The organism is Aurantiacibacter sp. D1-12, from assembly GCF_028858515.1.
Taxonomy (GTDB): domain Bacteria; phylum Pseudomonadota; class Alphaproteobacteria; order Sphingomonadales; family Sphingomonadaceae; genus Alteraurantiacibacter.
Genome location: NZ_JAPJZJ010000002.1, coordinates 285,586 through 300,018, shown reverse-complemented (window position 1 = coordinate 300,018; position 14,433 = coordinate 285,586). Strand labels below are relative to the sequence as shown.

14 protein-coding genes are annotated in these 14,433 nt (G+C 61.5%); 1 reads left to right on the top strand and 13 read right to left on the bottom strand.

What is annotated here, in order from left to right:
• From OOZ52_RS05580 to ispG, 4 genes are read right to left on the bottom strand one after another with little or no spacing between them, the layout of a single operon-like run.
• Positions 1-555, bottom strand: coding sequence for a retropepsin-like aspartic protease family protein (locus tag OOZ52_RS05580; protein ID WP_274697515.1), 555 nt, complete (start codon positions 553-555; stop codon positions 1-3).
• Between the two features lie 31 nt (positions 556-586).
• The gene (locus OOZ52_RS05575; RefSeq protein WP_274697514.1) at positions 587-1,528 is read right to left on the bottom strand and encodes a histone deacetylase family protein; all 942 of its coding nucleotides are present in this window, start codon (positions 1,526-1,528) and stop codon (positions 587-589) included.
• Between the two features lie 14 nt (positions 1,529-1,542).
• The gene (locus tag OOZ52_RS05570) at positions 1,543-2,118 is read right to left on the bottom strand and encodes a thioredoxin family protein (RefSeq protein WP_274697513.1); all 576 of its coding nucleotides are present in this window, start codon (positions 2,116-2,118) and stop codon (positions 1,543-1,545) included.
• Positions 2,115-3,254, bottom strand: a complete 1,140-nt coding sequence (ispG, locus tag OOZ52_RS05565; protein ID WP_274697512.1) for a flavodoxin-dependent (E)-4-hydroxy-3-methylbut-2-enyl-diphosphate synthase — start codon at positions 3,252-3,254, stop codon at positions 2,115-2,117. The genes OOZ52_RS05570 and ispG overlap by 4 nt, the downstream gene beginning before the upstream one ends.
• Positions 3,255-3,371: 117 nt before the next feature.
• Between ispG and OOZ52_RS05560 the strand changes: the two genes are divergently transcribed.
• A complete protein-coding gene (locus OOZ52_RS05560; RefSeq protein ID WP_274697511.1) occupies positions 3,372-5,117 on the top strand; it encodes a cation:proton antiporter domain-containing protein in 1,746 nt (581 codons plus the stop codon).
• A 13-nt stretch (positions 5,118-5,130) separates the two neighbouring features.
• Here the strand turns inward: OOZ52_RS05560 and OOZ52_RS05555 are convergent, their stop codons facing one another.
• From OOZ52_RS05555 to OOZ52_RS05515, 9 genes are all read right to left on the bottom strand, one after another.
• Positions 5,131-6,381 carry a sensor domain-containing phosphodiesterase gene (locus OOZ52_RS05555; RefSeq protein WP_274697510.1) on the bottom strand — a complete coding sequence of 417 codons (1,251 nt, stop codon included), beginning with the start codon at positions 6,379-6,381 and terminating at the stop codon, positions 5,131-5,133.
• Positions 6,382-6,444: 63 nt separating this feature from the next.
• Complete coding sequence (locus OOZ52_RS05550) at positions 6,445-6,963, bottom strand: GNAT family N-acetyltransferase (RefSeq protein ID WP_274697509.1); 519 nt, start codon at positions 6,961-6,963, stop codon at positions 6,445-6,447.
• A gap of 47 nt (positions 6,964-7,010) precedes the next feature.
• On the bottom strand, positions 7,011-8,165 hold the full coding sequence (locus tag OOZ52_RS05545) for a mechanosensitive ion channel (protein ID WP_274697508.1): 1,155 nt from the start codon (positions 8,163-8,165) through the stop codon (positions 7,011-7,013).
• Between the two features lie 88 nt (positions 8,166-8,253).
• On the bottom strand, positions 8,254-9,129 hold the full coding sequence (locus OOZ52_RS05540) for an RDD family protein (protein ID WP_274697507.1): 876 nt from the start codon (positions 9,127-9,129) through the stop codon (positions 8,254-8,256).
• 8 nt (positions 9,130-9,137) lie between these two features.
• A complete protein-coding gene (locus OOZ52_RS05535; protein WP_274697506.1) occupies positions 9,138-10,187 on the bottom strand; it encodes a stage II sporulation protein M in 1,050 nt (349 codons plus the stop codon).
• The gene (locus tag OOZ52_RS05530) at positions 10,187-11,539 is read right to left on the bottom strand and encodes a DUF58 domain-containing protein (RefSeq protein WP_274697505.1); all 1,353 of its coding nucleotides are present in this window, start codon (positions 11,537-11,539) and stop codon (positions 10,187-10,189) included. Before OOZ52_RS05530 ends, OOZ52_RS05535 begins: the two co-directional genes overlap by 1 nt.
• A gap of 6 nt (positions 11,540-11,545) precedes the next feature.
• Positions 11,546-12,508 carry an AAA family ATPase gene (locus OOZ52_RS05525; protein ID WP_446698115.1) on the bottom strand — a complete coding sequence of 321 codons (963 nt, stop codon included), beginning with the start codon at positions 12,506-12,508 and terminating at the stop codon, positions 11,546-11,548.
• On the bottom strand, positions 12,505-13,770 hold the full coding sequence (locus OOZ52_RS05520) for a DUF4350 domain-containing protein (RefSeq protein WP_274697504.1): 1,266 nt from the start codon (positions 13,768-13,770) through the stop codon (positions 12,505-12,507). Before OOZ52_RS05520 ends, OOZ52_RS05525 begins: the two co-directional genes overlap by 4 nt.
• The gene (locus OOZ52_RS05515; protein WP_274697503.1) at positions 13,767-14,429 is read right to left on the bottom strand and encodes a hypothetical protein; all 663 of its coding nucleotides are present in this window, start codon (positions 14,427-14,429) and stop codon (positions 13,767-13,769) included. Before OOZ52_RS05515 ends, OOZ52_RS05520 begins: the two co-directional genes overlap by 4 nt.
• Between the last annotated feature and the right edge of the window lie 4 nt (positions 14,430-14,433).

The window sequence follows — 14,433 nt, the reverse complement described above, 5'->3', positions numbered from 1 at the left end:
TCATTGTTGTTGGTTCGCCAGCACCATCTGGTTGTCGGCGATCTCCACCGAGTTGATCGTGGAAAGGAACGATTGGCCGAGCAGCGAAATGCCGAGACCTTCGGGAATGATCATCGCCTCAACATCGCTCGCTTCGAAGTTACCGAGGCGCACGTTGCGCAGCCTGGTGTGCACGCCATAGACCGTGCCATTGGCGCCTTGGGCAACCGGGCCGACTTCGCTGTCATCCCAGAAAAGGCCTATCGCCATCGCGTCCTCTCCAGTAAGCGCAATCACACTGGCCCCGGTATCGACGAGCATGCGGCTGGAAACACCATCGACGCTTACGTCCGCGTAAAAATGCCCGTCCGGCTCGCGGTCGAGCGCTACGTCCTCTGCCCAGGAGACCGGCTCCGAGGTACTGCTGAGCGAAGCGAGCTGGGCGGCATCCATGCCGTCCTTGTCGTCGGAGCCCGCAGCAAGGGTATCGCCTGTGGCCGGATCATTGCTGATCACGGGCCAGGCAAGGCCGACGAGGCCTCCGGCAAGAAGCACGCAGGCAAGGGGAATACGCATATCCATCGCACGCCAGCTTAGGCGAAGGGCCTTAAACCCCGGTAAAGACGGATGTGGCGGCGATGAGGTCTTCCGGTTCGGTGTCAGGGAAGGCCATTGCGAGCATGGATCTTGCGTGCCGAGCTGCGACTTCGCATTGGTCCTCCCCATATCCACCGCCAAGCGCGCTGGCTATGGGGAGGCCGAGAAGGCGCACCTGTTCAAGCACATAACGGTCACGGTTGATCAGTCCTTCATCGCTCAGTGAGAGCCGCCCGAGCTTGTCATCGCCATGCGGGTCAACGCCTGCCTGATAGAGCACGAAATCAGGCGCGAACGCGCTGAGAACGGCGGGAATATGCCGCTCCAGCTCGGCCAGATATGCTTCGTCACCGATCTTGTCCTGCAGGGCGACATCGAGCGTCGAGCGGGCCTTGCGCGCCGGGAAGTTCTTTTCCGCATGGAACGACAGGGTAAAAACATCCTCGCGCCCTGCCAGCAGGCTCGCCGTCCCGTCACCCTGATGCACGTCGAGGTCGATAATCAGCACGCGCTTCGCTTCTCCACTGGCAATCAAGCGATTGGCGGTGACAGCAAGGTCATTGAACACGCAATAGCCTGCGCCTGTATCGTGCAGCGCATGGTGGCTTCCGGCAGCCGAATTGGCGGCATAGCCGTGCTCTTTCGCGAGCATCGCCGCGAGCCACGTGCCGCCGTTGGTATGCCTCACGCGGCTGGCGATGTGCGGCGTCACGGGAAAGCCGATCCGCCGTTCCTTCTCCCGCGGGACAGAGGCGGTGAAGACCTGTTCGACATAGTCCGGACAATGGACCGCTTCGAGCCATCCGCGAGGGGAAGGTTCGGGGGCATGCTCGGTCACAGCGAAGCCGCTCGTCCGCAGCGCTTCCATGACAAGATAGTATTTGTCGAACTTGAAGGTGCCGCGCTCCGGCTTTGGAGCCATGTAGTCAGCGTGGTGGACGACGTGGAGCATGCCTTCGCGATGCGCTACTCGGCAGCAATCTCGATACCCTCGACCGGCTCGATACCCGCTGGACGATGGGCGAGTTCGTTGAGCTCTTCGTAAATAGCATCCTCGCTGCGGCTGGCGCTGTTGCGCCATGTGCTCGCCGTGTCGCCATTAACGAGCATGCCTTCCGGAGTGACGACCAGCACATTCGGCGTGCCTTCCTGCTCGTGGCCGAACCGTTGCCCGATCTCCAGATTGTGCCCGTCGCCTGATTGGGGGAGACCTACGTTGACGAAAACCAGCTCGTAATGCCCTTCAACCAGTGCCTGGAAACGCTCGGTTCCCAGCCATCCGGCGAGCGCGCGGCTGTCGTGGCACCAGTTGGCACCCATGACGAGCAGCAGCCGCGTATCGAGCTCTGCCGCGCGGGCGAGGGCGGCGTCGACTTCGGCCATCGGGTCATCCGAAACGGCGTAGGATCGCGCTTCGGGATAGTCGTGGTGGTCGGCCGCTGCTTCAGTAGTGGAAGCACTGTTGTCCGACACCGAAATGGCGACACAGCCCGACAGCGCGACGCTCATTCCGATCATGGTGATGATTGCTGGTTTCATCATTCTGCCGCCTCCGCATGTGGATCGAAAGCAGTCGCGGTGCCAGCTTCAATGGCCGCCGCTTTCTCCTCGACCAGTTTCACCACATGATCGAGCATGTCTTCGCTCTGCACGTGATGATCGGTCAGTCCCGAAAGATAGACCATGTGTTTGCCATTGCCGCCGCCGGTGATGCCGATGTCCGTCTCACGCGCTTCGCCGGGGCCGTTGACCACGCAGCCGAGGACCGAAAGGCTCATCGGCGTCTTGATATGCTCGAGCCGCGCTTCGAGTGCTTCCACGGTGCGGATCACGTCGAAACCCTGCCGCGAGCAGCTGGGGCATGAAACAACACGAACGCCGCGCGTGCGCAGGCCGAGTGCTTTCAGCATTTCGAAGCCGACTTTGACCTCCTGCTCGGGCTCTGCGGAAAGCGAGACACGGATCGTGTCACCGATACCCGCCCACAGCAACGAGCCCATACCAATTGAGCTCTTCACTGTGCCGCCGATCAGTCCGCCCGCCTCGGTAATGCCAAGGTGCAGCGGACAATCGACCGTTTCAGCAAGGCCATGATAAGCTGCCACTGCGAGGAATACGTCGCTGGCCTTCACCGCCACCTTGAATTCGTGGAAGTCGTGATCTTGCAGCAGCTTGATATGATCGAGCGCGCTTTCGATCAGGGCTTCGGGGCAGGGCTCGCCATACTTTTCGAGCAGATCTTTTTCGAGGCTGCCAGCGTTCACACCGATGCGGATCGCGCAGCCATTGGCCTTCGCCGCGCGGACAACCTCGGCCACGCGATCAGATGACCCGATATTGCCCGGATTGATGCGCAGACAGGCCGCGCCCTTGTCGGCCGCTTCGAGCGCACGTTTGTAGTGGAAATGGATGTCCGCCACGATGGGGACATTGGCGGCCCTGGTGATCTGGTCGAAGTTCTCGGTCGCCTCTGCCGTGGGGCAGGACACGCGGATAATGTCTGCGCCAACATCCTCGCACCGGCGGATCTGGTCGATGGTCGCGCCAACATCTTCGGTTGGCGTGTTGGTCATGGTTTGCACGGTGATGGGAGCACCACCGCCGACAGGAACATTGCCCACCATGATCTGGCGGGACTGGCGACGTTCAATGTCGCGCCAAGGACGAACAGAAGACATGGCGCGCATATAGTCTGCGCAAGGTGAAGGGGCAATGACAGCGCCGCCGAATTGCGGCATGGAGCCTTGGTAACGCACTCGGCAATCAGGGGAAGCACTTTGGAACACGCTCATGGAATGGATCTGCGCGACACGCTGCTGATCTTAGGATTTGCGCTTGTTTCGGTGCTGATCTTCCGTCGTGCGGGGCTGGGGGCGACGCTGGGATACCTTGTCGCTGGGGCCCTGCTGGGTCCGCAAGTCTTCGGCCTTGTCGCCGGTGCAGAGCAGATGGCTGTCGTCGCTGAACTGGGCATTGTCATGCTGTTGTTTGTGGTCGGTCTGGAACTGAGCCCGCAGCGGCTCTGGCGCATGAAGTCGGCGATTTTCGGGCTGGGTCTTGCTCAGGTGACCGCTTGCGGTCTGGCAGTAACGGCAACGATCCTCGCGCTGACCGGCTATACGCTGGAGGCGGCCTTGGCGATTGGTCTGCCGCTCGGCCTCAGCTCGACCGCGCAGGTGTTGCCCATGCTGCAATCGGCGGGCCGGTTGCGTACGCCGTTTGGTGAACGCGCTTTCTCGATCCTGCTGTTCCAGGATCTCTCCATTATCCCGCTGATCACCATCGTTGCCGCGATGAGCCGCAATCCCGCAGCGCAGGAAGGCCCTGCTGGCTGGGTACTGGCATTGATGGCGGCCGGTGCGATCATCGGTCTCGTCCTTGCCGGTCGACTGTTGATCCGCCCGCTCTTCCGCCTGATCGGAGGGCTGGGCGAGCGCGAGCTGTTTATCGTCGCTGCGCTGTTCACCGTCGTCGCGAGTGCGGCACTGATGCAGGCACTTGGACTGTCGGCGGCGCTGGGCGCATTCATTGCAGGTGTAATGCTTGCCGATACGCCTTACCGGCACGAGCTGGAGGCCGATATCGAGCCGTTCCGCTCGATCCTTCTCGGCCTTTTCTTCGTTTCTGTTGGCATGCTTCTCGACCTTAATGCGGTGGCAGAGCGGCCGTTCTTCGTGGTCGGCTTTGCCGTGCTGCTTATCGCGGTGAAAACTGCGATTATCTTTGGCCTGGGCAAGCTGGTGGGTATGACCTGGCGCGGTGCACTCGCGCTTGGCTTATTGCTTAGTCAGGGCGGTGAATTCGCCTTCGTACTCTATACGCAGGCGCAAGCAGCATTGCTCATCGAGCAATCATCGGCGAGTATTTTTGGAGCTGTTGTCACGCTTTCCATGGCTGCAACTCCATTCCTGATGATGGCGACCCGGCGCATCCGGGAGGAGCCGAAGGGCGCGGAGGAGGAGCGCGAGGCGCCCAGCGATCAGGCGGCCAGCGCGGTTGTGGTCGGCTATGGCCGGTTCGGCCAGAGCGTTTCGCAGATGCTGCGTTCGGCGGGGCTTTCTGTCACCGCAATCGACCGCAAGGCCGAGCAGATCGACATCGCGGAGGAGTTCGGCAGCAAGGTCTACTACGGCGATGGCACGCGCATGGACTTGCTGCGGCAGGCGGGCGGGGCCGAAGCACAGTTGATCATGTTCTGCATCGATGAAGCGCCCGAGGCTGGCCTGATCGAATCCGTGCACGATGCCTTTCCCGATGCACTGGTCTACGTCCGCGGGTTTGACCGGAGATCGGTAATCGAGCTGGCGAATACGCCTGCCGAATATGTCGTACGCGAAGTGTTCGAATCCGCCATTCGCATGGCGCTGATGGCGCTCGAAAAGCTTGGCGTGAGCGAAGGCGAAATTGCCCGAGCAGAAGACAAGTACCGCAAGTTCGATTCCGACCGGATGAACGTGCAGGTGGAGGCTGGCGATATCTATGCTGCGCAGGAAATGACGCGCGAGCAGCAGCGCGCCATGTCAGATCCGGACGAGCATTAGAGCTCTAAGGCGATTAGTGTGTGGCTTCAGGATTGAGCAGGAATTGCTGCGCCGCGACCACCGGTAGCGGACGCGAATAGAGATAGCCCTGGCCGCAATCGACGCCGAGTTTCTTCATCGCCCGCGCTTCATCCTTGGTCTCGATACCCTCGGCAACGACGGTGCAGCCGATTTCCTTGGCCAGCTGGACAAGCGCTGCGGTCATCGCCTTGCGGGCAGGATCGGCTTCGATACCGCGCGTCAGAACCATATCCATCTTGAGGATATCCGGCTGCAGATCGACAATATGGCGCAGGCCTGCATAGCCGGTGCCGACATCATCAATGGCAATTTTTGTGTGGGGTTTGAGCGCAGCGATTTCGCGGGCCAGCTCTTCAAAGTCATCGACCTGGCAATGCTCGGTAATCTCGACGACGAGGTTCTTCGCGTCCGATGCCTCCAGCAGTTCACGGACCTTGCCCGATGCAACCGTTTGCGGGGAGACATTGATGGTGGCGTAGAGACCTTCCGGAATGTGGGAGAGCGATTCCAGCGCGCAGCGGACCGCAGTGAGTTCGAGCTCCTGTCCCAGTCCCACCAGCTCGGCATCCTCGAACCACGCATCGGGGCCGCGCTTGGTCAGATCCGGGAAGCGCGAAAGGCATTCGACGCCCACCGGCAGACCGGTCTCGAACGAGATAATCGGTTGCTGGAAGGTGGAAACACCGTGCCCGTCAAGCATGGATTCGACGCGTTTGCGCGCCTCTTCCAAGAGGATATCGCTTTCCAGCGCGCTCTCGATGCGTTCGGCGGCGAGGCCGGCGAAGCTTTTGAGTACGTTGAGATCCCGCTCTGTCAGCGTGCGGTCAGGCGTGCGACCCAGCGCGCAAAAGCTGCCCCACACGGTGCCGTCGGACAGACGCAGAGGGGTGTTCACGTGGCAGCCAACGGGCAGAAAATCGGTAATCGCCAGCTCTTTGGTGAAAGGAAAATCTGCCGGATCCTGGATTAGTTCGGGCAGGCGGCCATTGAGGATGTGCCAGCAATATCCGGCCTCACGCGGCTCACGGAAACCCGCGCCCATCGGCAATTCCAGATCGGTGCTGACATGTGTCAGCTCGCGCTCTTCGCCCTCGACATAGCGGGAAACAAAGGCGATCTCGACGCCCAGATGTCCGCGAACGGACTGCAGAATGCGTTCGATACCGTCATTGTGCACCAGCTCGTCTGGGAGCGGGGCAACCGGTGCCTCGAAATCGGGCAATTGGGGTACAGCTTGTGCCATCGCCGTCTCTATGGCGGAAAAGCCCTAAAGTCAGCTTAACCCCGTTTTTGCCGGAAATGGTCGTTAGAGCCGCAATTCAAAGAGATATTCATCGTCGCGGTGCTTGCCGACCATGAAGAAAATGTCGGCAATCTTGATGAACCCGTAACGTTGGTAGAACCGCTGCGCGCCGGGATTGTCCGAATAGACAGAGAGCTGCATTGCATCGCAACCGCGCGTGCGGGCTTCGGCCAGCGCCCAATCGGTGAGTACGGCACCGATGCCTTCGCCGGTGCGATCGGGGTCGCAATAAAGCTGTTGCAGGGCGATCGGCTTTTGCGCATCGGAATAGTCTGCGTAACCGCTCGGGTCCTTCAGCTTGATGAATCCCAGAAGCGCACCGTTATCTTCCTCCACAGCCAGGCGATGGGTCAGGAGAGGGTCGGCGATCTCTTCGGCAACGGCTTCCTCCGAATAGACCTCGTCCAGAAACGCCTTGAGGTCAGCCGGATCATAAAGGTGCGCGAACTTGGCGCAAAAACTATCACGCCCAAGCTGGGCGAGCGGTGCGGCATCTGCCAAAGAAGCGGGGCGCAGGATCATAACCCTGCGCCCCTACTCTTTTCACCGTCTGGGGTGAAGCGCGAAGCTTACTTGCGGTCCCACTCTTCCAGCTTGCGAGCAGCCCATTCGCGGCCACCAAGACCGAAGGCCAAGGCGCCCGCAACAGCGATACCAATCACCAGCGCACTGAACGCGGTTTCGGGAATCATTTCGCCCACACCGGTGTAGCTCAGCCCCATGAAGGTGAAGATAATGATGGTTGCCCACCGCACGATGGTTCCTGCGGTCCCGTCGATTAGCTTTCCAAGCACGTTGGCAATCAGGAAGCCTGCGCCAATCACAACCGCGGCGAAGACTACGCTGCCGCCAAGCGCCAGCACCTCGTTGAGGATGCCGGTCAGTTCTGGGAAGCCCAGCAGGCGGGTTGCCGCGATGGCGAAGAACAACAGGATCGCAATCTGCACGACGCGGGCGATGATTGCGGATGCCTTGGTATCGTCACCCGTCAGGCCGGTCGCCGCAATGGTGCGGTCTACTCCGAAACCTTCGAGCAGTTCGGTCAGCAGGCCAACAATGAACTTGCTGATGACATAACCGAGGCCGAGCAGAACGGCTGCCGCGATGATCCGCGGAATGGCAGCAAGGATCATGTCCAGCATGTCGGTCGCCGGACCGGAGATCGCCGCAATGTTCAGCACGCCCAGCGCACCGATGGCGACCGGGATGGCGATGAAGATATAGGCGATCGTCCCCAGCGTTTTGCTGATTGCGGTGCTGCCTGTGACTTCCTCGACATTGCCGTTGCTTGCCATGTTGGCGAACCGATCGACATTGAGCGTCTGTGCCGTCGTAGTGACAAGGTCGCGCACGATGCTTGCGATCATGAAACCGACATAGGCGAGAATCCCTGCGCCAATCAGGTTCGGAACAAAGCCCATGATGTTGTTGAGCAGCTCGTCAATAGGCCCTGCAACGGCATTAAGGCCAAGCACCTGAAGGATGCCTAGCAAGCCGAACAGCCAGATGAGCAGCGACACGATCTTGCCGATCGACAGGCCCACGCTCTGGCCGCTGCCCGTTTCCCGCTGCAACAGCGGAACGGCATCCACCACCTTTGCAGCAGCCCATTTGGCGGCCTTGGCCAGCAGCCAGGTGATGACAAGAATGAGAAGAGCGACTCCGACCTTTTCCGCGATCTGCATCGCCAGGTCGGGGTCGAATTGGTAGTTTCCGATAGACATGTTTTTATTCCCCCGAAAGTTGAACGGGCAGAATGTAACATGCGCGGGTACCAGCGCGAAACCCGCCTACCGGAGAATTTACAAAGGCTTACGAGTGCTTGTCTTTCTTGCGTTTCCCGAAACGCATGCCGCTTTCCAGATGCGCGCGTAGGGCGGCATAGAAAGCCTCCAGGAACTCGCGCTCGTCTCCGTTGCCCAATTGCCAGCCGATCTTGTAGGTGATCGCCGCGGCAACATCGCGTAGCGCATCGGGCTGGTCCTGCCGCAGAACGCGTTCCAGCACCTGCAACTCATGTTCGCCATAGACTGCCAGCTCTGCCTCCCCGAACTGGTAGTCGTTGCTACGATCGGGGGCGAGCGACATCGCTTCCTTCAGCTTGGCTGCCTTCGCTTCGACAACCCACGTGCCCGCAACAACGTCGCCTGCGCGCAGCGCGTCCTTGTTAAAGAACGGAAACAAAACGAAGATCATTATCCAGATGAAAGCCGTGAACCCGGCGATGCCCGCCTGCTGACCACCGCCTAGCCAGAAGAACAGTGGGATGAACACCTCGACATCGCGCATCAGGTTGCGCGCGATCACCATTTCCGCTGTCAGCCGTCCGCCATCACGCGCTGCCACTCGCAAGCCGAGCAGGCGTTTGCCGGGGGTCGCGGCCTTGGGGCCAAGCTCGAAGTAGAGAAAGTATCCGTACCTTGCGAGGAACAGGAACAAGATGAGGATAACGAAGAAGAATTCGACCACCGGATTGATCTCGTCCGATGATCCCAGGTCGAGCAGCTGGACGCCGGTAAAGCCCAGCACGATGAAGAACACGATCAGCCCGATGGTGATGAAGGTGAGATCGAGCAGCAATGCTCCCGCGCGCGCGCCCTTGCTGCCCACAACCAGCGGCAGCGCCAGCCCTTCGGGTGTCACCAGCATGCGGTCCCGCTTGCCCGGCTCGCCGCGGATATAATTCATCGCCGCGCTCATGCGTCACGCTCCCGTAGACGACGGACCAGAATGAAATAGGCAAGCCAGACCGCCAGCATGAAGCCGCCGATGGCGAAACGCGCGGTCGTATCGGTGATGAGCTGGCGGCCATAGCCTTCGATCAAGCCGGCGATGATCATCATGATCGTGCAGCCCATCATCACCTGCGCAGCGCGCACACCCGAATCCTGCATGGCGGCAAGGATGGAGCGATTGCCCGGGAACGCCATCGTTCGCCCGATATGCAGGCCCGCCGCGCTTCCCAGCAGGATCGCGCCCAGCTCGGTCGTCCCATGGATCGAGAGCCAGCCGACGAATTCCCAGCCGAGGCCGGCATCAAAGAACACCCACAAGATCGCGCCGATGGTCGCCATGAAATAGAGCAGCAGCAGCAAAGTCGGCACGCCGAAGGCAAAGCCAAGCGCGAAGTACATGATGGTAACGCCGGTATTGTGCGAGAACAGCGAGGCGGCGAACAGCGTCAGCCCTTCGCCCCCTCCATCGTGCCCCAGGCTTTCCAGCAACACCTCGCGCGGTGCACCGGGGACGCGTCCACCTGCCAGTTCGGCAGGCATCAGCGAATAGTACCAGTCGGGATCACGCGCGACGAGCAGCCAGCCGACCACGGTGCCCGCTACCATGACAGCGAATGCGATACAGATATCCAGCCAGATATCGCGCACCGACTGGCTCCATCCACCAGCGAAGAAGCTCCGCAGCCAACCAAACAGTCCGGTGCGCGGACCGTAAATCTGGAACCATGCGCGCCGCACCAGTGCTTCGAGATAGTCGAGCGTTGCGGCATCGAGCGAGGTTTCCCGCGCCACTGCGAGGCTCGATGCGGTCTTGCGATAGAGAACGGGCAATTCGAGTAGATCATCGTCACTGATGCGGCCAGGGCGGCCTTTTTCCAGCGCAGTGACAATCTGTTCGAGCCGCTGCCAGTCGACCTCGCGCTCCAGCCGGAACTTGTCCGACCGCAGGCTAGCCTTCTCGATATCGGCGGGCGGCGTGATTTCATTGCTGCGGAACAGGGAAAGCGCCATCAGCCGATTGCCTCCGCTCGCTTGGTTTCGAGGTACAGGTCGATCAACTGATAGCCGATCTTGTCATGCGGAGCCTCGATTACGTTGACGCCCAGACGGCGCAGCCGTTGCAGCACGATCGCGCGCTGGTGAGCGAGTGCATCGGCGCTCACCGCGACGGCGATATCGCCCATGGAGTCAGGCTCACGCGAGGCGAGGTCTTCCAGCTCGGTATCGACTAGCGTGACGAAGATGACGAGGTGATGGCGCACCAGCCGCTCGACGCTCTCGACCATCATTTCCGCCGATGTCGGATCGGCAAAGTCGGAGAACAGCACTATGAGCGAGCGGCGTTTGAGACGCGCGGTTAGCGTAGCAAGCGCAAGGGTGAAATTGGGCTCTCGCGGAACGTAATCGAGCTCGGCTGCCGCACTCTGAAGGCGATGGAAGGCGCGGGTATCGGTCACGAAGGGCGTCATCAGCTGCGGCTGGTCGGCAAAACCGAACAGGCTCACCTTGTCGCCGCCTTTGAGCGCCACATAGCTTGCGGTGAGCGCCGCCGACACCGCGCGGTCGATGCGCGGCATGCCGTCCACCGGCTCGCACATGTTCTGTCCGCAATCGAAGGCGAAGACGACCTGATTGTCGCGCTCGCTTTCGTTCTCGCGGGCATAGAGCGCGGTGTGGCGCGCGCTGGCCTTCCAGTCGATACGACGGCGATCCATGCCGGGCTCGTATTCCGATAGCGCTTCAAACTGGGTGCCTTCGCCGCGGATGCGCCGCGCGACGAGGCCGAACTGCGCATCGCGCATGAAGGTTTGCAGTACCGGAGAGCGCACGGGTGAGAGGTCCGGCCAGACGCGCATGCTGCCGCTTAGCGGAATATAGCTTTGCCGCACGGCGAGGCCCAATGGCCCGGACCAGCGCAGCCACATATCGTGCAGATCGCCTGTCCCGCGCCGTACAGGAAGGACCGTGCCTTCACCGGAGAATTGCCCCGATTTTCCGGTCGGCTTGAGGGTAAACTCCGTCATCCCGTGTTCGCCAAGTCGCGGGTCAAAGCCAATTGCGGCTTCGGGCAATTTGGCGTCGGAATCGCGCAGGATCTCCGCATCGACGCGGATTGCGGTGGGTTGGCCGACTTCGATATCAGAGGGCACGAAGTATTCGAACTTCGCCATCGATCCTGCCAGCCAGCCGTCGATCAGCGTGACCAGCAGAATGGCCGCCGCCGCTGCCGGGGCCACGATCCATGCGCTGGGAGCGGTCGCTGCAATCATCACCGCAATGGGCGCCAACAGCGCCAGCAGCGCCAGCGCGCGGCCGGTCGGCACGATGGGAATGGCAGGAAGGTTGATGGCGGGGAGCTTCATCGGGCTCTAGCGCGGTGCCTCGGTCTGATCGATCATTTGCTCGACCAGGTCCTCCACCTGCTTGCCTTCGATCTCCGCGGCGGGCGACAGCAGTAGCCGGTGCCGCAGCGTGGCGGTGGCGAGCGCCTTCACATCGTCAGGGATCACATAGTTGCGTCCCTGCAAGGCGGCTCGGGCGCGCGCCGCATTGGCAAGCAGCACGGCAGCGCGTGGGCTGGCGCCGCTGGCAAGGTCAGGGTTCTCACGCGTTGCGCGGATCAGCGATACGGCATAGTCGACGATATCCTGCGCCAGCGTCACGCTTTTGACCGCTTCCTGCGCTCCGGCGATCTGCTCTGGAGAGGCAACTTGCGCAATGCCGAAATCGGCAGGCTTTTGCGGACCACTGCGTTCGCCAAAACGTTGCACGATACGCGCTTCTTCTTCGGCGCTGGGGTAAGGGATCAGCAGCTTGAAGGCGAAACGGTCGAGCTGTGCTTCGGGCAGCGGATAGACGCCCTGGTTTTCGATCGGGTTCTGCGTCGCAACGACCATGAACTGGCTGGAAAGCTCGTGTGTCTCCCCGTCCAGCGTGACCTTGCGTTCCTGCATGGCTTCGAGCAGCGCTGCCTGCGTCTTGGGCGGCGTGCGGTTGATCTCGTCCGCCAGCAGCAGCTGGCAGAAGATGGGTCCGCGCGTTAGTGTGAACTGGCTGGTCTGGAAGTTGAACAGATTGGAGCCGAGGATATCGCCCGGCAACAAGTCCGGCGTGAACTGGATGCGCCCGAAATCGAGGCCCGTCGCGCTTGCAAAGCAGTTGGCGAGGAATGTCTTCGCCGTCCCGGGTGGTCCTTCGAGCAGCACGTGCCCCTGCGCCACCAGCGCGATCAGCAGATGCTCCACCGTCTCGTCCATCCCGACGACAGCTTTCGCCACCTCGTTGCGGATTGTCCCCGCCAGATTGGCGGTATCTTCCAGCGTCATGCTCATCGCTTCAGCATCCTTTCGATTGATTTCAGTGCGCCCGCGGCGCGAATAATGTCTCTCGGCCCGTTCGCTTCGCGCAAGGCCTGCCTGCGGCTGGCAAAGCCCGGACCGTCAAACCCGCGCCGTTCCAGTGCGCGGTCGATAGCCACATCGCGCGCTTCGGGGTTGGTTTCACGAATTCCCAGCGCCTCGGCAATGCGTTTGCTCATCAGCGCGGCATAGGGATCGGACAGCAGGTGGAAGCGCTTGACCCGTGCCACCAGCGCGGCGCCGTTCTGCGCCAGCTGCTGCTTGCCGCGCGCCATTGCCGGCGCCTCTGCTATCGGCGGGCCAAACCTGCGGAACGCGCGCCATGCGATCACCAGCGCGGCAAATATCAGGCACAGCGTGGCAGCGAGGAACGGCGGGCGGAAAGCGAGGGTCAGCAAATTTTCCGAAGCGCCGAGACCGGGCAGGGTGAGATCGAAAATGATCGGCATGTCTTCACCCTCCGTCGCGGTGGCAATGATGCCCATCGCCACCTCGGCGCGGTTCCGGTCAGCGAGACCAAAGTTGTTCATCAGGTCGGGTTCGAATACCACGATCACGGGCCAGGGCGGGTAGTCGTCGTAAAACTGTTCCTGCTCAAGCGCCCCGACGAGAACGTCCGTCTCGCTGTCGACGACGAGCGAACGGAATGCCTCTTCACCCTGGCTGGTCAGAGCTTGTACGCTTTCGCTCTGCGGAAGTTCGCCCGACTGACCGAACCCGTTCCAGCCATTGGTCTGACCGACGTCGATTTCGCCGCCTTTGGTAAGCGCGAACTCCTCGGTCCACACCGGGCCCATCGCGCCGCCCAGAACAACCCAGTCTTCTTGCGCTTCGGTGTCCCACTGCTCGGGCACGGGGAAGGCCATCCACTTGGGCATGATGATCAGCGTGGGGCCGGCATCGAGATCGCGCCGTTCCTGAACGATTTCGTTGAGTTCATCGATATTGCCGAACATGCCCGGCGTCAGGACCACCAGACCATACTCGTCCGTCCGACCGCGGTTGCGCGATAGTTCGACAGTGTAGCCTGTGCTCTCAAGCAGCTGGGCAAGTCCGGAAAAGCCGGGCAGTCCATCCGATGCGGCGTGCGCCTGTCCGGCGCGCTCCTCGTTGCCCGTCCATCCCTGACCGAGCGCGTAGAGCATTAACAGGAATGCGCCCGCACCCACCAGCAGCACGGCGAGCACAACGCCGGGGCGGAAGGGGTTGCTGCGTCTCTCTGCGACCTGGCTCATGCGGCGAGCGCCTTTTGCTGGAGCGCGAATTCGGCATAGGCCTCGCGCGCGGCCTGCCAGTCATCCAGATTGAGCTTGGTCAGCGCGAACAGGCTGCGTTCCACTCGTGTTGCGATGATGGAAAAGGCGTTGCGTGCGCCCTCTGGCAGGCGGGTTTCAGCGGAAAGCTCCCGCGCGGTTGACGATGGCTCGACCAGATCGGGCCGCGCCGCTGCAATCTGCCCGACGGAGCGCTTGAGCAACAGGTGTGTCGCCTCGTCATACCTGCCTTCGGACGCGAGCCGGTCTGCTTCTTCGAGCAGCGCCAGCGCTTCGCCCTGATCGGGAGACCACTCTTCTTCCCCGGCTTCACCCTTTTTGCGGCGACGCAGGAAGTCTGGCTGGATCAGCCGGACGAGCGCGATAAGCAGCAAGGCCGCACCACCGATGATGAGCACCCACATCAACACAGGCCATATCGCCACGAGTAGCCGTGCGATCGGCGCAAAGAGCGAGCCCAGAGCATCGAGCAATTGCACCAGCCAGTCAGGGGGAGGCTCGACTTCGGGTGTAGGCACTTCGGTGAACTGGATCGACTCGCTTGCGCGCAGCTCTTCATAAGCCTCCGCGAAGCCTTCCCGCTGCGGCGGAAGCACGTCTTTCCCTTTGACCCCGGTCACCGGA